Annotated in this window: 16 protein-coding genes; 8 read left to right on the top strand and 8 right to left on the bottom strand. The window is 71.9% G+C overall.

The window, feature by feature from the left end; all coding sequences use genetic code 11:
* Window positions 1–416 precede the first annotated feature (416 nt).
* From SLV14N_RS15075 to SLV14N_RS15085, 3 genes are all read right to left on the bottom strand, one after another.
* Window positions 417–1535: an XRE family transcriptional regulator gene (locus SLV14N_RS15075; RefSeq protein ID WP_263269629.1), complete on the bottom strand. Its 1119-nt coding sequence runs from the start codon at window positions 1533–1535 to the stop codon at window positions 417–419.
* Between the two features lie 422 nt (window positions 1536–1957).
* Window positions 1958–2386 (bottom strand): DUF3017 domain-containing protein, encoded by a 429-nt coding sequence (locus tag SLV14N_RS15080; RefSeq protein WP_208681352.1) that lies wholly within the window; start codon window positions 2384–2386, stop codon window positions 1958–1960.
* Between the two features lie 66 nt (window positions 2387–2452).
* Window positions 2453–3307: a bifunctional methylenetetrahydrofolate dehydrogenase/methenyltetrahydrofolate cyclohydrolase gene (locus SLV14N_RS15085; RefSeq protein ID WP_127152657.1), complete on the bottom strand. Its 855-nt coding sequence runs from the start codon at window positions 3305–3307 to the stop codon at window positions 2453–2455.
* Between the two features lie 241 nt (window positions 3308–3548).
* Between SLV14N_RS15085 and SLV14N_RS15090 the strand changes: the two genes are divergently transcribed.
* The 5 genes from SLV14N_RS15090 to SLV14N_RS15110 all read left to right on the top strand — a co-directional run bounded on the left by SLV14N_RS15090 (window position 3549) and on the right by SLV14N_RS15110 (window position 7961).
* Window positions 3549–4307, top strand: coding sequence for an RDD family protein (locus tag SLV14N_RS15090; RefSeq protein WP_263269630.1), 759 nt, complete (start codon window positions 3549–3551; stop codon window positions 4305–4307).
* 196 nt (window positions 4308–4503) lie between these two features.
* Window positions 4504–5076, top strand: coding sequence for a hypothetical protein (locus SLV14N_RS15095; protein WP_208681355.1), 573 nt, complete (start codon window positions 4504–4506; stop codon window positions 5074–5076).
* Between the two features lie 172 nt (window positions 5077–5248).
* Window positions 5249–6049: an FHA domain-containing protein gene (locus tag SLV14N_RS15100; RefSeq protein WP_263269631.1), complete on the top strand. Its 801-nt coding sequence runs from the start codon at window positions 5249–5251 to the stop codon at window positions 6047–6049.
* On the top strand, window positions 6046–7473 hold the full coding sequence (locus SLV14N_RS15105; RefSeq protein WP_263269632.1) for a protein kinase: 1428 nt from the start codon (window positions 6046–6048) through the stop codon (window positions 7471–7473). Before SLV14N_RS15100 ends, SLV14N_RS15105 begins: the two co-directional genes overlap by 4 nt.
* Before the next feature lie 98 nt (window positions 7474–7571).
* On the top strand, window positions 7572–7961 hold the full coding sequence (locus tag SLV14N_RS15110; RefSeq protein WP_208681358.1) for a peptidase inhibitor family I36 protein: 390 nt from the start codon (window positions 7572–7574) through the stop codon (window positions 7959–7961).
* A gap of 105 nt (window positions 7962–8066) precedes the next feature.
* Here the strand turns inward: SLV14N_RS15110 and purH are convergent, their stop codons facing one another.
* The gene (purH, locus tag SLV14N_RS15115) at window positions 8067–9626 is read right to left on the bottom strand and encodes a bifunctional phosphoribosylaminoimidazolecarboxamide formyltransferase/IMP cyclohydrolase (RefSeq protein ID WP_208681359.1); all 1560 of its coding nucleotides are present in this window, start codon (window positions 9624–9626) and stop codon (window positions 8067–8069) included.
* A complete protein-coding gene (purN, locus tag SLV14N_RS15120; RefSeq protein ID WP_093637092.1) occupies window positions 9623–10270 on the bottom strand; it encodes a phosphoribosylglycinamide formyltransferase in 648 nt (215 codons plus the stop codon). The genes purH and purN overlap by 4 nt, the downstream gene beginning before the upstream one ends.
* A 245-nt stretch (window positions 10271–10515) precedes the next feature.
* Here purN and SLV14N_RS15125 point away from each other — a divergent pair, with 245 nt between their 5' ends.
* Window positions 10516–11403 (top strand): hypothetical protein, encoded by an 888-nt coding sequence (locus SLV14N_RS15125; protein ID WP_263269633.1) that lies wholly within the window; start codon window positions 10516–10518, stop codon window positions 11401–11403.
* Between the two features lie 51 nt (window positions 11404–11454).
* Here the strand turns inward: SLV14N_RS15125 and SLV14N_RS15130 are convergent, their stop codons facing one another.
* Window positions 11455–13170 (bottom strand): DUF6350 family protein, encoded by a 1716-nt coding sequence (locus SLV14N_RS15130; protein ID WP_263269634.1) that lies wholly within the window; start codon window positions 13168–13170, stop codon window positions 11455–11457.
* Between the two features lie 99 nt (window positions 13171–13269).
* Between SLV14N_RS15130 and SLV14N_RS15135 the strand changes: the two genes are divergently transcribed.
* Window positions 13270–14154 carry a hypothetical protein gene (locus tag SLV14N_RS15135; RefSeq protein ID WP_263269635.1) on the top strand — a complete coding sequence of 295 codons (885 nt, stop codon included), beginning with the start codon at window positions 13270–13272 and terminating at the stop codon, window positions 14152–14154.
* A 119-nt stretch (window positions 14155–14273) separates the two neighbouring features.
* On the opposite strand, the gene sucD is transcribed toward SLV14N_RS15135, so the two are convergent.
* Both sucD and sucC read right to left on the bottom strand, forming a co-directional pair.
* Window positions 14274–15158 carry a succinate--CoA ligase subunit alpha gene (gene sucD, locus SLV14N_RS15140; protein WP_127152651.1) on the bottom strand — a complete coding sequence of 295 codons (885 nt, stop codon included), beginning with the start codon at window positions 15156–15158 and terminating at the stop codon, window positions 14274–14276.
* A 20-nt stretch (window positions 15159–15178) separates the two neighbouring features.
* Window positions 15179–16354: an ADP-forming succinate--CoA ligase subunit beta gene (gene sucC, locus SLV14N_RS15145; protein WP_208681362.1), complete on the bottom strand. Its 1176-nt coding sequence runs from the start codon at window positions 16352–16354 to the stop codon at window positions 15179–15181.
* A gap of 774 nt (window positions 16355–17128) precedes the next feature.
* Here sucC and SLV14N_RS15150 point away from each other — a divergent pair.
* On the top strand, window positions 17129–19000 hold the full coding sequence (locus SLV14N_RS15150; RefSeq protein ID WP_263269636.1) for a phage tail sheath C-terminal domain-containing protein: 1872 nt from the start codon (window positions 17129–17131) through the stop codon (window positions 18998–19000).
* The last annotated feature ends 35 nt before the right edge of the window (window positions 19001–19035 follow it).

Consider the following 19035-nt stretch of genomic DNA (forward strand, 5'->3'; position numbering starts at 1 on the left):
TGGGTGGCGGTGGGTGTCCCTGCCCAGCTAGCGAGGTCTCTTGGTATCGAGAGACCCGGCCGTCAGGCTATCGGACCCCTGGCCGGGCCCGGTGACGGGCCGGTGTGGAACACCTCACCGGGTGTCTCGGGACGTCCGTACGGCCGTCCGCAACGCCGCTTGCGGGGCCCTCCGGGGTGCGCTGCGCGCGGGCCCCGTGGGCAAGGGGCAGCGGCCGCCCGCTCAAGGAGGGGGGAGTGCGGGCGGCCGCCGAGTTGTGCCACACCCGTGGGGGGATATCCGTCGCATGCCCGGGATCCCGGCGGGCATGCCCCCTGACTTTCGGACATCCTCCGCTGGCGGCGATCCCGGGCATTCTGGGCGGGCAGGGCGGGCCCCGCTCCGGGGCGGTTGCCCGCCGGCGCCAGGGACGTCGGCTAGCGGACCGGCGTGCCGGCCGACGGGGTGGGTGCTCCGGCCGACGGGGCGGGTGCTGCGGCGGGCGTGGCCGGAACCGGACGGGAGCAGCCCTTCACCCCGGCAACGGTCGTCCCGCAGGCCGCGACCTTCGCCGGGTCGCCGGTCACCTCGACCATCGGGGTGTAGGCGGCGCCGTCCCGCTCGGCCCGTGCCGTGGCGCTGTGGCCGCCGGCGCTGAGGGTGGCCTGGTCGCCCTGTGCCGCACGGCTGATCCGGGCCCAGGCGGTGTGGCAGACCTTGCTGTAGCGGACCTCTATCACCGCACGGCCCGCCGTTCCGCGGGACGGGGTGATGGCATGCTGCCCGCCGCAGCCCATCGCCTCCGGGTCCTTGCCCACGCAGCCGGCGCCGATGCAGCGCACCCCGGCGGGCAGGGCCTGCTTCGGCGCGGCCGCGGGCCGGGGCGCCGCCTTCTTGGCCGTGTCGGTGCCCGGGTTCAGCAGCAGTACGGCGGCGCCGGCCACCAGCGCCGCACCGACCGCACCGACGGCGAACATGACCGTCCGGCCACGGCGGCCGCGCCGGGCAGCCGGGCTCGGGGTCGCAGCGGCCGGGGACCGGTCCGCTGCCGCCGCCCATTCGGGAAAGTCCGCGGCCGACGGGAGGTCCGTGCGCCGTGGTTGGGGGGTCTGCGGCAGCGCTGCCGTCCGGGGCGCCTCCGCGGCCGGTGCGGACTTCGCGGACTTCTTCGCGGACTTCGCGCCCTTCGCCGGGGGTTCGGCCGCGGGCTGGTCGGTGTCCCACCCCAGCGCGGCTCGCGCCTGGGCCACGCTGATCGCTTCCATGGTGACGTCCTGCCGCATCTCCGCGCGGCTCCAGGCCCGTTCGGCCAGCTCCCACAGCGTGGTGAGGTGGGCGGGCTGTGCGCCGGTCGTCTCGGCGAGCGCGACCACGGCGCGCAGCGGTGGCAGCAGCCGCCCGTTGAGATAGCGCTCCCAGGACGTTTTGCTGTAGCCCGTGGCGTCCGCGACGGCGGCCACACTCAGTCCGCTGCGGTCCACGAGCCTGCGCAGCTGACCGGCGAACTCCCGCACCTGCGGATCCAGTTCCTCCGGAAGCGCCTTCCAGCGAGGCATTGCCTCCCCCTATCCCCACTCACGTGCCCGAGCGCGGCTCCCCCGGACCGCCCTCCTTGCTCCCCGTAGGGACGCCCCCGGCCAGGACGGCAATCCCCTTTCACAGGCGCACGGGAGCATTCGGGCATACGTCACCCCTCCGTGCGCCCGTGACCCCTGCAGTGTGGCATTTCCGTCGGAGTCCGGACGACTTCCGTACGTATCCTGACAACAACCGGCCAGGATGGTGTCAATATAAGCCCCGGTCAGGCACTATGCCGCGGAGCACTCCGTGGGCCCGCCCCCGCCGCACAGAGACGCCCGGTAGTGCACTTCGTCACAGCACGGCGGCGGCCCGCCTCCTCCCGAGGGGAGGGGCGGGCCGCCGTCATCGTCGTAGGGGCCGTGATCCGAAGGACAGGCCCTCGGGGGTGTCCTCCCCCCTAGCGCACCGTGAAGTGGACGATGTCGTCCAGGAACGGGATATGGATCCACGGCTTGGGCTGCACCATCAGCGACAGCATCGTGATCACGAAGCCGAGCAGACCGTACGTCGCCATGTCCGTGAAGCGGGAGCGGACGGCCAGCATCCCCACCGACGGCAGCGCCCACCGCAGCACCGCCCCGGCCAGCAGGGAGAGCCCGATCACCATCGTCCCGATACGGAACACGTCGAGCGCCACGAGCAGCAGCCCGACCGCGACCCCGCCCATGACGCTGAGCAGCGGCCACTGCCGGGCGGGCGCGGGGTAGCCGCCCGAGGCCGCGCGGCCACCGCCTTCCGGCCGGGCCGTGTCGCGGGTGAGCGTCGGAAAGCGGCGCGAGGAGCGCTGCGGCTCGGAGGCTCCATCCGAATGCGCTTCGGCACCCATGGCGGGCAGCCCCTTCCGGTGTCCGGATACGTCTGTCGAAGACAAGGGTCTCAGGTTCCGCCGCGGTCAGCCGGCCGCGCGCTCGGCGGCCTCGACGACGTTGACCAGCAGCTGGGCGCGGGTCATCGGGCCGACACCGCCCGGGTTGGGGGCGACCCAGCCGGCCACCTCGGCGACGCCCGGGTGCACATCGCCGACGATCTTGCCGGCCTCGTCACGGCTGACGCCGACGTCCAGGACGGCCGCGCCGGGCTTGACGTCCTCGGGCTTGATGATGTGCGGCACACCGGCCGCGGCGACGATGATGTCGGCCTGCTTGAGGTGCGCGGACAGATCACGGGTGCCGGTGTGGCACTGGGTCACCGTGGCGTTCTCGGACTTGCGGGTCAGCACCAGCGGCATCGGGCGGCCGATGGTGATGCCACGGCCGACGACCACCACATGGGCGCCCTTGATCTCGACCTCGTGGCGCCGCAGCAACTGGACGATGCCGTACGGGGTGCACGGCAGTGGGCCCTCGATGCCGAGCACCAGCCGGCCCAGGCTCATCGGGTGCAGCCCGTCGGCGTCCTTGGCCGGATCCATCAGCTCCAGGACGCGGTTGGCGTCGATGCCCTTGGGGAGCGGGAGTTGGACGATGTAGCCGGTGCAGGCGGGGTCCTCGTTCAGCTCCCGTACGACCGCCTCGATCTCTTCCTGGGTGGCGGTCTCCGGCAGCTCGCGCTGGATCGAGGCGATGCCGACCTGGGCGCAGTCGCGGTGCTTGCCGTTGACGTACCAGCGGCTGCCCGGGTCGTCGCCGACCAGGAGGGTGCCGAGGCCGGGCTGCACGCCCTTGGCCTTCAGCGCGGCCACGCGGGTGGCGAGCTCGGACTTGATAGCGGCTGCGGTGGCCTTGCCATCCAGAATCTGGGCAGTCATGCCCCCCATCCTCCCGGATGAGGGCGGCAACGTTCCAATCAGGGCATGCGGGGCCCCCGTGGCCGGAATTGATCATTGCACTTGCACAACAGTGAGCAACCTTGACTGGACAGAGTGAATGCGCAACTAGAACTATTGACGCGCAGTGCCGCAGGCTTCGTCGGGGGGTGGCCAGTGAAACCTGTTTTTCCTCCCAGTCATGCCGCGTCGTCCCCGACTGACACAACGGAGGAAAACAGCAGTGAGTTTTGGTGACCCGAACAACCCTTACGGCCAGCAGCCGCAGGCACCGCAGGGCCCGTACGGCCAGCAGCCCCCGGTCCCGCCCCAGGGCCAGCCCGGCTACGGCTACCCCCAGCAGGCACCGCAGCAGCAGCAGCCGTACGGCTACCCGCAGCAGCAGGCCGTCCCGCAGCAGCAGGGTTACGGCGGCTACCCGCAGCAGGCGGCCACCCCTTACGGCCAGCCGATGCCTGGCATGGGCATGCCCACCGGCTACGCGAGCTGGGGTGCCCGGGTGGGCGCTTACCTCATCGACTACCTGATCGCGGGACTGCTCCCCACGATCCTGTACATCGTCGGTATCGCCATGTCCGCCAGCGCGGCGACCTCGTCGATCCCGGACACCTCGGCATGTTCGCCCACTGACCAGCAGTGCTACACGGACGCGATCAACGCCGCCTCGGAGAGCAGCGGCTCGCCGGCCGGCGCCATCATCTGCACCGTGCTCGCCGCCCTGATCGGCCTCGGCGCCGGCATCTTCCTCCTCGTCAAGGAGGGCGCCACGGGCCAGACCCCGGGCAAGAAGGCGCTGAACATCCGTGTGGTCAAGGAGACCACCGGCCAGCCCATCGGCTTCGGTATGGCCTTCGTGCGCAAGCTGTGCCACGCCCTCGACGGCCCGCTGTGCGGTCTCGGCTTCTGGTGGCCGCTGTGGGACGAGAAGTCCCAGACGTTCGCGGACAAGATCGTCGGCACGGTGGTCGTCAAGACCCAGTAGGCCGGTCACGGGTCCGCCGGCAGAAGGCCGGCCCGCTGAGCACCACTCCCCGAAGGCCCCCTCGCAACAGCGCGATCGGGGCCTTCGCGGCTTTACGGACAGCGGGCCCCCGCCCCGCGGAGCACGACGGAAGCCGGTTGGCCTACCGTCCCTTACATCGCTGATATCCGCTCAAGACGCTTGAAGGACGCCGCTCGTGAGCTACCCCAACCAGAACCCTTACGGTCCACCGCCGGGTCAGCAGCCCCAGCAGCCCAACTACGGCTACCCCCAGCAGCCGCAACCGCCGTCACCGTACGGCCCTTACCCGGGCGGCGGCGGGATGCCCGGTATGCAGATGCAGTACCCGACGGTGATGCCCGGCGGGGTCAAGGCCGCCCGGGTGCTGCTGTTCGTGCTCTCCGGGCTGAACCTCATCGGCCTGGTCCTCGCGGTGATGGGGCTGGGCGGCGTCAGCAAGGCCTCGCACAACGCCTCGCCGTACGCCGCCGCCGACGACATCACGGCGATGAACGTCGGCAAGGGCCTGCTGATCGCGGTGATCGTGATCATCGTGATCTTCACGGCGGCCGCGATCACGCTGGCCGCGCAGTTCGCCAACGGCGGCCGCGGGGTCCGCACCGGCACCATCGTCTTCGGTGTCGCCAACATCATGCTGAGCCTGTTCACGTTCCCGATAGGCCTGGTGCACACGATCCTCGGCATCCTGGTGCTGGTCTTCGTCTCCAAGGACGAGGGCAACGCCTGGTTCAACCGGCCGCGTTACTGACCGCTGCACGTGCACACCCGCCGCAGGGCCCTCACCGCCATGAGCCGTGAGGGCCCTTGTCGTTCAGGTCCTGAAACGGCAACAGCGTGGCACAAAACAGCCCTAGTAGGCAGATTACGATCACTCTCTGCCGTTAGCCTTCCCCTGGTTTTCTCGGGGGAAGGGATTGCGCATGTTCAGCATCATCGTGGTACCCGCGTCGTGCGGCGCGGCCGGTGAGCAGATCCGGCTGGAGCCGGGCGAGACCCTGGAGTTCGGGCGTACGGGCGGCGAGCGGACCGCCGGACGCCGCCATCTGACCATCCCGCACAGCGGGGTCTCGCGCACGGCCGGGGAGATCGCGGCCACCGGGTCCTTCTGGGCGCTGACCAACCGGAGCAGCAAGCAGACCTATGTGGTGGAGAACCCCGAGGGCGCGGGTGAGCACATCAAGGTCGCACCGGGGCGGATCGGTGCGCCCGTCCCGTTCGAGTTCGCGCGCCTCGTCCTGCCCGCGGCCGGCGAGCTGCTCAGCTTCGACGTGTGGGCACCACGGCACGACTACCTCGATCCGGTCACCGACCCTGGCACGTACGTCAGCGGCGAGCCCACCACGCTCGCCTTCCCACTCGACCGCACCAAGCGCTACTTCCTGGTGCTGGCCGCGCTGTGCGAACCGCGGCTGCGCGGCGAGCCGCATGCGCCGCTGCCCACGGCCGACCAGGTCATCGACCGGCTGCGGCCCGTCTGGCCGGCCGCCGGGCGCGCCGCCGTCCAGTGGAACATCGACTATCTCGCGGTCAAGCTGCGCCTCAAGCAGCCGCCGGAGGCCGTCGACGGCGGCCCGCGGCTGAACGGCAAGAAGGAATCCCTGGTCTCGCTCGCGCTGCGGTTCGACCTCGTGCGGGAGGACGAACTGCACGTGCTGGAGGCCGGACCGGCGACGGCCGCGAGGCCCGCGCCGCGCGCGGCCGACGGGGAGTCCGCGCGATGACGAGCACACCCGGGAGGGCGGACGACCCCCGTGGGCCGCTCGTACCCGCCGGCTACCGCATCGGCCGGTGGGAGGTACGCGAACCGCTCGCCTCGGGCGCGTTCGGCAGCGTGTACGCGGCGCGGGCGGCGGAGGACGGCGAACCGGCCGAGGCCGCCCTGAAGTTCCTGTCCACCGGCACCCGCACCCCCCGCCAGCTCCACCATCTGCGCGACCTCGCCCAGCGCGAGCTCGCCCTGCACCGCAGCCTCCAGCACCCGCGGCTGATCAGAATGTACGAGGCACTGACCGTCGACGACCCGGACCGCCCCGAGCTCGACGGCGCCACCGTCCTCGTCCTCGAACGCGCCGAGAGTTCGTTGGCGGCGCTGCTGTCCCTCGTCGCACTCGTGGCGGCGGGCCCGCCGCCCGGAGCCGGTGCCCTGCTCGCCCAGATCTGTGAGGGGCTGGCCCAACTCCACGGCGCGGGCTGGGTCCACGGCGACCTCAAGCCCGGCAATGTCCTGCTGATGTCCACGGGCGCCGCCGTCGCCGGGGAGCCGCCCGACGTGGCGCACGACGCCGTCCGGCTCGCCGACTTCAACCTCGCCGCCGAGATGGAGGGCACCCACGCCTACTCCCCCGCCTTCTCCACGCCCGACTACACCCCGCCCGAACTCCTGTGGGCCGAGGTCGGCGAGCGCGGCCAGCTCATCCGCCCCAGCGCCGACGTCTGGGCCTTCGGAATCCTCGCCCACCTCGTCCTGACCGGCACCTTTCCGTTTCCCGGCGGCACGCCCTCGGTCCGCCGGGAGGCCGTGCTGCGCTATGCACAGGGCAGGGAAGGGCTGCGGCTGTCGCCCCAACTCCCCGATCCCTGGCGGGAGATCATCCGCGACTGTCTGGCCCGTACGCACGAGGAGCGCGCCGCACACGACGCGCGCTCGCTGGTACGCCGCACCGAAGCGGCCGCGGGCACCGGGCCCGCGACCCGGACGGCGCGCACCCGGCGGCGCCGCTTACGGCGGGCGGCGGCCGCGGCCGGCGGCGCCCTGGCGCTGATCGCCGCGTCCGCCGCCGTCACCGCGGCGGTGCTGGGCCCCACTCTCGGCACCGGCGCCCGGAGCCAGGCGCCCACCGGCTACGACCGCTGTGCGAAGGGTTACGCCTGCTTCTTCACCGAACCGGCCGGAGGAGGCGATATGTGCAGCTGGTTCGGTCTCGACGAGGACTGGCGGACCGGGACCATCTCCTGCCCCTGGAGCGGCACCAGGGCCCCGCGCTCGGTGTTCAACAACGGCACCGACGGCAGGTTCACGGCCGTCTCGTACTACCGCGGCGACGACTACCGGGGCCAGGAGGGCTGCATCAGCCGGCTCTCCCGCGGGGACCTGCCCACCGGCCAGGCGAAGGTGCGCTCCCACCGGTGGGTCAAGCGCTGCTGACGCACCCTGAGACTTCCGAGGTACCCGGGTGCGGCGCGGGCCGGGAGGGTGGGGACATGCCATCACGGGGGTGGCAGACAACGGAGGGAACCACAGTCATGATCCGCAAGATCGCAATGATGGGGGCGACCGCGGTGGTCGCACTCGGCACTCTCGCCACGGTGCCGGCCGCGGCGGCAGCACCGTCCGGCACGGAGACCGTCGCCGCAAAGCCCTGCCACAAGGGCAACATCTGCTTCTACACCGGCAGGAACTTCACCGGCGACCGGTGCTCCCGTGCCGACAACTTCCCGCACTGGGGGTCGCGGCGCTGCAACACCCAGAGGTTCCGCTCGTACATCAACAACGGCAAGGCGGGCTACCACGACGACGTGCGGGCCTACACCAAGTTCAACTACAGGGGCGGGCACTTCAACCTGCGCAACGGGGCCAAGGGCAACTTCCGCGCCCCGACGCCCATCCGCTCCGTGAAGTGGCTCAACTTCTGAGCCGCACCACACCGCTGAGGCGCCTGTCCCGGACGACCGGGGCAGGCGCCTCACCGTTTGACGCGATCACACCGCTACGCGGTCAGCCGACCAGCGTTCACGTGATCAGTGGAAGAAGTGGCGGGTGCCCGTGAAGTACATCGTCACGCCCGCCTTCTTCGCGGCCTCGACGACCAGCTCGTCACGGACCGAACCGCCGGGCTGGACCACGGCCTTGATGCCGGCGGCCGTCAGGATCTCCAGGCCGTCCGGGAACGGGAAGAACGCGTCCGAGGCGGCGTACGCACCCTGCGCGCGCTCCTCGCCCGCCCGCTCGACCGCGAGCTTCGCGGAGTCGACGCGGTTGACCTGGCCCATGCCGACGCCGACCGAGGCACCGTCCTTGGCGAGCAGGATCGCGTTGGACTTGACCGCGCGGCAGGCCTTCCAGGCGAAGGCCAGCTCGGCGAGCTCGGTGGCGGACAGCGCCTGGCCGGTGGCCAGCGTCCAGTTGGCCGGGTCGTCGCCCTCGGCCTGGAGCCGGTCGGTGACCTGCAGCAGCGCGCCGCCGTCAACGGGCTTGACCTCTACGGGGTTCGACGGCGCTTCGGGGCAGCGCAGCACGCGGATGTTCTTCTTGCGGGCGAGGATCTCGACCGCGCCGTCCTCGTAGCCGGGGGCCACGATGACCTCGGTGAAGATGTCGGCGACCTGCTCGGCCATCGCCACGGAGACCGGGCGGTTGACGGCGATGACGCCGCCGAAGGCGGAGAGCGGGTCACAGGCGTGCGCCTTGCGGTGCGCCTCGGCGACATCCGCGGCGACCGCGATACCGCAGGGGTTGGCGTGCTTGATGATCGCGACACAGGGCTCGGTGTGGTCGTACGCGGCCCGGCGCGCGGCGTCGGTGTCCGTGTAGTTGTTGTACGACATCTCCTTGCCGTGCAGCTGCTCGGCCTCCGCGAGCCCGCCGCTGCCGTCCACGTACAGCGCGGCGCCCTGGTGCGGGTTCTCGCCGTAACGCAGGACGTTCTTGCGGGAGTAGGTGGCGCCGAGGAACTCGGGGAACGGCGCGTCATCCGCATAGCCGTCCACGAACCAGGAGGCGACGGCCACGTCGTACGCCGCGGTGTGCTGGAAGGCCTCCGCGGCCAGCCGCTTGCGCTCGGCCAGTCCGAAGCCGCCGTCGGCGACGGCCTTGAGGACGTCCCCGTAACGGGCGGGGTTGACGACGATGGCGACCGACGGGTGGTTCTTGGCGGCGGCGCGGACCATCGAGGGGCCGCCGATGTCGATCTGCTCCACACACTCGTCGGGGGTGGCGCCGGAGGCGACGGTCTCCCGGAACGGGTAGAGGTTGACGATCACCAGGTCGAAGGGCTCGACCCCGAGGTCGGACAGCTGCTGCCGGTGGTCCTCCAGGCGGAGGTCGGCCAGGATGCCGGCGTGCACCTTCGGGTGCAGGGTCTTGACCCGGCCGTCGAGGCACTCGGGGAAACCCGTCAGCTCCTCGACCTTGGTGACCGGCACCCCGGCGGCGGCGATCTTCGCGGCCGTCGATCCGGTGGAGACGAGCTGGACGCCCGCCGCGTGCAGACCCTGTGCCAGCTCCTCCAGCCCGGACTTGTCGTAGACGCTGACCAGCGCGCGGCGGATGGGCCGCTTCGTACCTTCGGTGGCGGTCACGAGATACGTACCTTTCGTCCCTCAATGCGGTAGCCGTGCCGGGCCAGATGCCCCACGACCTCGACGAGCAGCGATCGCTCGACTTCCTTGATGCGCTCATGCAGCGCGGATTCGTCGTCCTCGTCCCGGACCTCGACCACGCCCTGGGCGATGATCGGTCCGGTGTCGACACCGTCGTCGACGAAGTGGACGGTGCATCCGGTGACCTTCGCGCCGTACGCGAGCGCATCGCGCACGCCATGGGCACCGGGAAAGCTCGGCAGCAGCGCCGGGTGGGTGTTGACGGTGCGGCCGCCGAAGCGGGCGAGGAACTCCTTGCCCAGGATCTTCATGAAGCCGGCCGAGACCACCAGATCGGGCTCGTACGCGGCGGTCGCCTCGGTGAGCGCCGCGTCCCAGTCCGCACGGCTGTCGTAGTCCTTGACCCGGCAGATGAACGTCGGGAGCCCCGCGGACGCGGCGCGCTCCAGGCCCGCGATGGCGCCCCGGTCGGCGCCGACGGCCACGATCTCGGCCCCGTACGCCTCCGGGCCCTGCGCGGCGATGGCGTCCAGCAGCGCCTGCAGGTTCGTCCCGGAACCGGAGACGAGGGCGACGATGCGGGCGGGGCGAACAGGCTGGGCGGGGGGTGGGGAGGAAGCCACGGCGGGGCTCTTTTCCGATCTCGCGTGCTTTGTGTGGTCGTACAAGACTGCGGGTACCGCAGATCCGGGGAACCCTACGAAGGCGCCGACCGTCAGCAACGATACCGGCACACCGCGCGGCCCCCACGGGACGGGGGCGGGCACGGGAGGTAGCGTCAGGCGTAAGACTGCATGCAGTTCGTGGTAACCGCGCGCCGGCCGCTGAGGTCCGCGCGCGGACGAGACAAGGGGAAGACGCACTCCAGATGACGGACCGACGCCGCCGCGCGGCCCTCCTGCTCCCTCTGCCCGCCACCGCCCCCGGGGTGGTGCTGCTGCCGCGGGAGCGCAAGTCGTCGTCCTCGTCGCCGGAGCCCAGCACCCCGGATACCCCGGGCACCGAGCAGGACAACCCCTTCGCACCGCCACCGGCCGGCACCCCCGACCAGGCATGGCGACCGCGCCACCCCGCACCGCACCGGTCCGGCCAGGACCGCGACGGCGACGGCGACGAGGAGCAGCCGCAGGACGAGCAGACGCCCAGCTGGGGCAACCAGTGGAGTCCCCGGCAGCCGGGCCGGCAGAGCGGCGGCTTCGGCAACCGGCCCGGCGGCCGCAACGGCCAGCAGGGCGGACCCGGTGGTTCCGGCGGCCCCGGCGGACCCGGCGGGCTGCGCTGGGACCCCACCGACCCGGCGCAGCGCCGGGCGCGCTATGCGCTGCTCGCCGGCATGTGGTCGTTCTTCTTCGTGCTGTTCAGCCTGCCGGAGGTCGCCCTGCTGCTGAGTGCGCTGGCGATCTACTGGGGCATCAGCTCGCTGCGGGCCAAGCCGGCCCCCGCGAAGGCCTCCGCCGCGGCGACCACCGCCGCCATGGATGGCCGCCCCGCGCCCAGCGCCCAGCCCGACCGGGGAGACCGGCCCGGCGGCGCCCCGTCCGCGCCCGGCTCCACCCGGCCGCAGGTCACCTCCGCGATCGCGGGGCTGGTGACCGCTTCGCTGGCACTGATGATGGTGGCCGCGACCTTCACTGTGCAGATCGTCTACCGCGACTACTTCACCTGCGTGAACGACGCCCTGACGCAGTCGGCCGGCAAGTCCTGCGAGAACCTGCTCCCCAAGGAGCTGCGGCCGCTGCTGAGCACGCGGGAGTAGGGGGCGGCGCTCCGCGGGGCAGCGCTACGCGGGGCGGGCCGAGCTGGGCCGTCAGGCGTCTGCGGCTGCGTCGTGGCCGGTCGCGCCGTTCCCCGCGCCCCCACCGGGCGCCACCGCACCGCACCGGGCGGCGGCGAGACCGCTCAGCGCCTCCGCACCGTCGCTGTCTTTCTTGAGGCCGGCGCCCTTCTTGAGGCCGCCTTTCTTGAGGCCGTCGCCGTCCTCCGGGGCGCTGGTCTGCGCGGCACCGCTTTGCGGGGCGCCGCTCTCCGTGACGCCGTCGCCCGTCGTGCTGTCGCCCGTCGCGCCGTCCGCCGCATCGCCGCCCCCGCCCTTCGTGGCCCCCGTCTCGGGCCCGGCCGCCTCGGGCCCGGCCGTCTCGTGCCCGGCCGCCTCGTGCCCGGCCGCCTCGGTCTCCCCTCGTGGGGTGCGCAGCCACCAGAACCGGAGCGCGACCGCGACCGGGATGCCGGTCAGGGCGGTCCAGGCCACGGTCGCCAGGCCCGTACACCACCAGCTCGGGCCGAAGGCGGCGAGGGCGCCGGTGCCCAGGGCGCCGCCGGCGAGGCCCGCGAGTGCGGCCATGAGCACGCCGCAGACGCCGGCCCCCAGGGCCGCCACACATGCCGTCGGCCACCAGGACCAGGGCGCGCCCGGGGAGCCCGGCGCGGTCGCGGAACGGGCCACCTGACGGGCGAGCAGCACCCCCGCCGCCACGGGGACGACGGCCACCGCCCAGGTCAGCGGGCTTCCCTGACCGGCGTCCGGCAGGCCGCTGAGCAGCGGCAGCTGTGGCAGCGCGGGGTGCGCCGAGGTTCCCAGCGGGGCGACCGTGCTGCCCGCGCCCACCGTGAAACCCGGCCCCAGGCCGTAGGCGGCGCCCCAGACCGCCGCGTTCGGGAGCAGGGCGAGGCAGAGCAGCAGCACCGTGGCGCGGCCCGCCCAGTCGGGTGCCAGCTGGAGGAGGTCGTGGTGCACCCGGCCGGCGTGCAGGCCGAGCGAGAGCAGGGTGAGCAGTCCGCCGGCGGCGAGCAGTGCGCCGAGGGCGGCGCCGGCGGCCCGGCAGACGGTCCCCCGGCGGGCGGCGGCGACCGGGGAGCCGCCGAGGAAGGCCCGCAGCCGGCGCGGCGCCCTGGACCTGGCTTGCAGGACCTTGGCGGGCAGCAGCTCGGTGGCGGGGTGACGGAGGAGACGCCAGGCCGTGCCGGCGAGGGTGGCGGCCGTGGTGGCCGGTACGCACAGCAGCACGCTGAGCGGCTCGGCCTGCAGGCGTCCGTCGGAGGCGTAGAGCGAGGCGGCGGCCACGATCAGCAGATAGCCGGTGAGCAGCGCGCCCAGCAGGGTGCGCGGGGCGACCGTCCGGGCGGGGTCCGCGGCGCGGCCGGTGGCCGGGACCGGGCCGGGCGGACCGTCGACCGAGGTGGCCAGGGCGTGGCGGGCGGCCCGGTGGAGCAGCCAGACCGGGAGGACGGCGAGCAGCAGCGGGGTCACGGCGACCGGGGCGCCGGAGTGGGCGGTGGTGCGTACGAGGTCGCCGCCGTGCGCCAGCAGCCACAGGTCGGCGGCGAGATGCAGGGCCCGGGAGGGGCCGCTGTCGGGGTAGGGGGAGGCGACCCAGAGCAGGAGCACGGCGACCGTCAGCGCGCCGAGGCCGAGACCGGCGGCCGTCACACCGCCGAGGAAGGCCGCGCCGATCGCGGAGGAGCGCTGTGCGGCGGTCCGGCCGTGCGAGGACAACGTAGGGCCACGCTCGATCAACTGGCTCACGCCGCCATGCTGCCAACAAGACACCTTTCCGCCATGTACTGGCGAAATGCCCGACGTGTCGCGCTGCGCCGGTTGTGCGGGTTTTCCACACTGCTCTGTATGACCCAGCGCGAGCAGGCCGCCACCGCCTTCGACGATCTCCACACCCGGCACGCGGCGGCGCTGATGCAGCAGGCCTATCTGCTCACCGGGCGGCCGTGGCTCGCCCGGCGGGCCGTGGAGCGGGGGTTCGGGCTGGCCTGGCAGCGCTGGCCGGAGGTCGCGGTGGATCCGGATCCGGCGGGGTGGGTGCGGGCGGCGGTGTACGAGTACGCGCTGACGCCGTGGCACCAGCTGTGTCCCGGGCTGCGCACCGCCCGCGGACCGCGGAAGCCGTCGAAGGCCGCCGAGCCGTCGGACGGCGCGCTGCCGGCGGCCCTGCTGAGCCTGCCCGCCCCGTACCGCCGGGTGCTGCTGCTGCACGACGGGGTCGGGCTCGGGCCGGCCGCGACCGCGGCCGAGATCGAGGCGAGCACCCCGGCCACGGCGGGGCGGCTGGCGCATGCGCGCGAGCGGATCGCCGCGCTGCTGCCGGAGCTGGGGCTCGACGGGCACCCGCCGGAGCGGCAGGGCGAGATCCTGCGGGACCGGCTCTCCGGGCCGCTGTCCGCGGTGGAGGTGACGCCGCGCGCGGCGGAGCACGTACGGAGCGGCAGCGAGCGCAGCGCCCGGCGGACCACCCGGGCGGCCTTCGGGGGGACCGGGCTGTTCGCGCTGGTGACGCTGGTGATGATGGCCCTCGCCCCGGACCACTCGACGCCGCCGCCGAAGCGGCCCCTGGCGACCGCGCCGCACACCCGGGCCTCACCGGCCCGGCACCATGGCGCGGCCACCCGGGAGCAGCGGAACGCGGCACGGGAGCGCAGAAGCGCGGCGCGGGAGCAGGGGAACGCGGCCGTACGGAAGCGGCTCAGGGAGGCCCGTCTGGCCCCCGAGCTCCGCTGAGGCGTGCGGCACGCGGGCGCGCCCCGCCCGGAACGACCGCGGGCCCGCACCCCGGAGGGTGCGGGCCCGCGTCCGGTGCAGTGCGCCGCAGGACGGGTCCGGCGGTGCCGGTCGCGCAATCAGCCGCCGAGGATCTCGCGGGCCAGCCGCGCGGTCTCCGACGGGGTCTTGCCGACCTTGACGCCGGCGGCCTCCAGGGCCTCCTTCTTCGCCTGGGCGGTGCCGGAGGAGCCGGAGACGATGGCGCCGGCGTGGCCCATGGTCTTGCCCTCGGGCGCGGTGAAGCCCGCGACGTAGCCAACGACCGGCTTGGAGACGTTGGCCTTGATGAAGTCGGCCGCACGCTCCTCGGCGTCGCCGCCGATCTCACCGATCATCACGATCAGGTCGGTGTCGGGGTCGGCCTCGAACGCCTCCAGGGCGTCGATGTGCGTGGTGCCGATGACCGGGTCGCCACCGATGCCGACGGCCGAGGAGAAGCCGATGTCACGGAGCTCGTACATCATCTGGTAGGTCAGCGTGCCGGACTTCGACACCAGACCGATGCGGCCGGGCTTGGTGATGTCGCCCGGGATGATGCCGGCGTTGGACTGGCCGGGGGTGATCAGGCCGGGGCAGTTCGGGCCGATGATCCGGGTCTTGTTGCCCTTGGCCTTCGCGTACGCCCAGAAGGCGGCGGAGTCGTGGACCGCGATGCCCTCGGTGATCACGACGGCGAGCGGGATCTCGGCGTCGATCGCCTCGACGACGGCGGCCTTGGCGAAAGCCGGCGGCACGAAGAGCACGGACACGTCGGCGCCGGTCTTCTCCATCGCCTCGGCGACGGAGCCGAAGACGGGTACCTCGGTGCCCTCGAAGTCGACGCTCGTGCCGGCCTTGCGCGGGTTCACACCGCCGACGATGTTGGTGCCGTCACCGAGCATCAGCTTGGTGTGCTTCATGCCAGTGGCACCGGTCATGCCCTGGACGATGACCTTGCTTTCCTTGGTCAGGAAGATAGCCATGGTTGTTGTGTCCTCGTCCTTTACTTAGCAGCCAGCTCGGCGGCCTTGTCGGCCGCGCCGTCCATGGTGTCCACACGCTGCACCAGCGGGTGGTTGGCCTTCGACAGGATCTCGCGACCGAGCTCCGCGTTGTTGCCGTCGAGGCGCACGACCAGGGGCTTGTTGACGTCCTCGCCCTTGGACTTGAGCAGCTCAAGGGCCTGGACGATGCCGTTGGCGACCTCGTCACAGGCGGTGATGCCACCGAAGACGTTGACGAACACGGACTTGACGTCCGGGTCGCCGAGGATGATCTCCAGGCCGTTCGCCATGACCTCGGCGGAGGCGCCGCCACCGATGTCGAGGAAGTTGGCGGGCTTGACGTTGTCGTGCTTCTCGCCGGCGTAGGCGACGACGTCCAGGGTGCTCATGACGAGACCCGCACCGTTGCCGATGATGCCGACCTGGCCGTCGAGCTTGACGTAGTTCAGACCCTTGGCCTTGGCCGCAGCCTCAAGCGGGTTGGCTGCGTCCTTGTCCTCCAGCGCCTCGTGCTCCGGCTGGCGGAACTCGGCGTTGGCGTCCAGGGAGACCTTGCCGTCGAGGGCGATGACCTCGCCGCCGGCGACCTTGGCCAGGGGGTTGACCTCGACGAGGAGCGCGTCCTCGTCGATGAAGGTCTTCCACAGCGTCACCAGCACGTCGGCGACCTTGTCGGCCACCTCGGCCGGGAACTTCGCCTGGGCGACGATCTCCTGGGCCTTCTCCTTGGTGACACCCTCGTTGGCGTCGACCGGGACCTTGGCGAGCTCGTCGGGGCGGGTGGCCGCGACTTCCTCGATGTCCATGCCGCCGGCCACGGAGGCCATGGCCAGGAAGGTGCGGTTGGTGCGGTCGAGGAGGTACGAGACGTAGTACTCCTCGACGATCTCCGGCGCGGTCTCGGCGATCATCACCTTGTGGACCGTGTGGCCCTTGATGTCCATGCCGAGGATGTCCGTCGCTCGGGCGACGGCCTCATCCGGGGTGCCGGCCAGCTTGACGCCGCCGGCCTTGCCACGGCCGCCGACCTTCACCTGGGCCTTGACGACAGACTTGCCGCCCAGCCGCTCGGTCGCCTCGCGGGCCGCCTCAGGCGTGTCGATGACTTCACCGGCCAGCACCGGTACACCGTGCTTGGCGAAGAGGTCCCTCGCCTGGTACTCGAACAGGTCCACGCGCGTCCGTCCCTTGTCTTCTCAGAATCGCCGTAGTGATCGCGGTTCGTTGTCTGCGATGGGCGTGCCGCGAAGGGCAACGTGACGGCGCTGTCACAGGGGAGGCGTACACGGTGACCGGATACGCGGCATGTCCGTCCCGCAGGTTATCGCCGCAGGACCTGAGGCCCTAAATCGCAGATCACACTCCAGCGGTGATTACCATCACAGATCTTTTGGCCAAGTTACGCCTCCCTGAGATTTCCGCATGTTGTCGGGTGGTTTTCCTCCGTCCCGAGGGCTTATGTGGCGGGAGGCACCCCCGGGCCCCGTCCGGGGGCCGACCCCGTTGTCACTCGCCGTGCACTCCGGCGTCGCGCAAGGTTCGCGATCCCCTCCCGGTACGCCCCCGTGCGCCCCGTCTCAGGTGATTTCGGTTCCGGTGACACGGGAATCCGTTTGGGAAGAAGCTGCGACTCCCGCGCACAGGACCTCCGCAGGCGCTGTCCGGAAAGGCCTCTTGACCCTTCAACTCCCGTCTGCGGACACTGTGTTGAGCAGTTGAGCACTTACGCATACTTACGCATCAGGAGTCACAAGCTTCGGGCTTGGTCCCGTGCAGGTCGGTCGGCAGATCGCTTTGCACCGGGTGCAGACGGGGGAACTTGATGAGTAGTGGGGGGATGTGCGGCCGCGGGCAGGGGCGGCCGCGAGGCCTCCCGCATCCGCTCTCCCTCCCCCTTTCTCGATTTCTTGGTGTCCTCACACTCGGTGCCCGAAGGGATTGGAGGGGGAATGCCGACACATACGACCTATCCCGGCGTTTATGTCGAAGAGCTTCCCAGCAGCATCCGCAGCATCACCACCGTCACCACATCCGTGACCGCTTTCGTCGGCCACACCCGGCGCGGACCGCTCAACCAGCCGGTGCAGATCACCAGCTTCGCCGACTTCGAGCGCCGCTTCGGCGGTCTGACCTCGCAGAGCCCGGTCGCGTACGCCGTCCACCAGTTCTTCGGCAACGGCGGCACCGTCGCCGTGATCGTCCGGGTCACCAAGGCCGACAGCGGCAAGGAGGCCCAGGTCACCCTGGAGTCCACCGAGGGGCACAGTCAGTGCCCCGTACTGGAGGTGCACGCCAAGGAGCCGGGCGTCTGGGGCTCCGGCCTGCGGGTGGCCGTCGACCACGACACCCCCGCCGAGGGCGCTTCGGGCCACCCCTCCCCCTGCGAGACCTTCAACCTCCAGGTCCTGGACGCCCACGGCACCGCCCGAGAGTCCTTCGCCGGCCTGTCCATGGACGCCGGCCACGGCCACTTCGCCGAGACGGTGATCAACGCGGGCTCCTCGCTGATCCGCGTCCGGGTCGTCGGCGAGGGCCGCCCGGACCCCTCCGGCACCGTCTCCAAGGCCTTCCACCGCGAACTCCCCGATCTGAAAGTCGAGTTGACGGTGAAGATCGGCGAGGTGGAGCGGGAGTTCACCCTCTACGACCCGGACTGCGACGGGGAGCCGCCGTGCACGGTCGCCGAGCTGGCGCTGCTGCTGGAGCACAAGCTGCGCGCCCTGCCGGACGCCCCGGGCAAGCACGCCTTCGCGGGCGCCGAGGTCACCGCGTTCGGCCGCCGTATCCAGGTCGTGGCCGGGTCCACCGACCCCTGCGACGTGGTGCGGTTCGTCGGCGAATGCGCCAATGACCTGGGCCTGGAGGCCTCCGTCAACCCGCCGGTCTTCCCGCTGTGCGGCGGCGAGGACGGCGAGCCGCCCGGACCGCGGGACCTGATCGGCAGCGAGGCCCGCAAGAGCGGTCTGCAGGCGCTGCGCGAGGTCCCGGACGTCAATCTGCTGGCGCTGCCCGAGCTGGCCTCGTACGAGTCCGCCGAGGACATGATCACGGTGCTGTCGGCGGCCGGGCGGCTGTGCCGGGAGCGGCGGATCTTCCTGCTCGTCGACGCCCCCGCGGCCTGGAGCGGTGTGGACGCCGCCCGCGCCGGTATCGCCGCCTTCACCCCCGTCCGCAGCAACCACTCCGGCCTGTACTTCCCGCACCTCCAGCTCACCGACCCGCTCACCGGGCGGCTGCGCTCCTTCCCGCCGTCCGGCGCCGTCGCGGGTGTCATCGCCCGTACGGACAGCGAGCGCGGCGTCTGGAAGGCACCGGCCGGCACCGAGGCCCGGCTGGCCGGCGTCCACTCCCTGTCGGTCAGGCTGACGGACCGGGAGAACGGCCTGCTCAACCCGCTCGGGGTGAACTGTCTGCGCACCCTCCCGATGGTCGGCCCGGTGATCTGGGGCGCCCGCACCCTCGAAGGCGCGGACGCGCTGGACAGCGAGTGGAAGTACGTGCCCGTACGGCGCCTCGCCCTGCATGTGGAGGAGAGCCTGCTGCGCGGTCTGCAGTGGGTGGTCTTCGAGCCCAACACCGAGCAGCTGTGGCAGCAGATCCGGCTCAACGCCTCGGCGTATCTGCACTCGCTCTTCGAGAAGGGCGCGTTCAAGGGCAGCACCCCGCGCCAGGCGTACTTCGTCAAGTGCGACAAGGACACCACGACCGAAGCGGACATCGACCGCGGCATCGTCAACGTCGTCGTCGGCATCGCGCCGGTCAAGCCCGCGGAGTTCGTGATCGTCAAGATCCAGCAGATGGCCGGCCAGTTCGACGTCTGACCACCCGCAGGCACCGGACGTGACCGCAGAGGACG

The organism is Streptomyces sp. Je 1-4 4N24 (assembly GCF_026239515.1).
In the GTDB taxonomy this organism is placed as follows: domain Bacteria; phylum Actinomycetota; class Actinomycetes; order Streptomycetales; family Streptomycetaceae; genus Streptomyces; species Streptomyces nigrescens.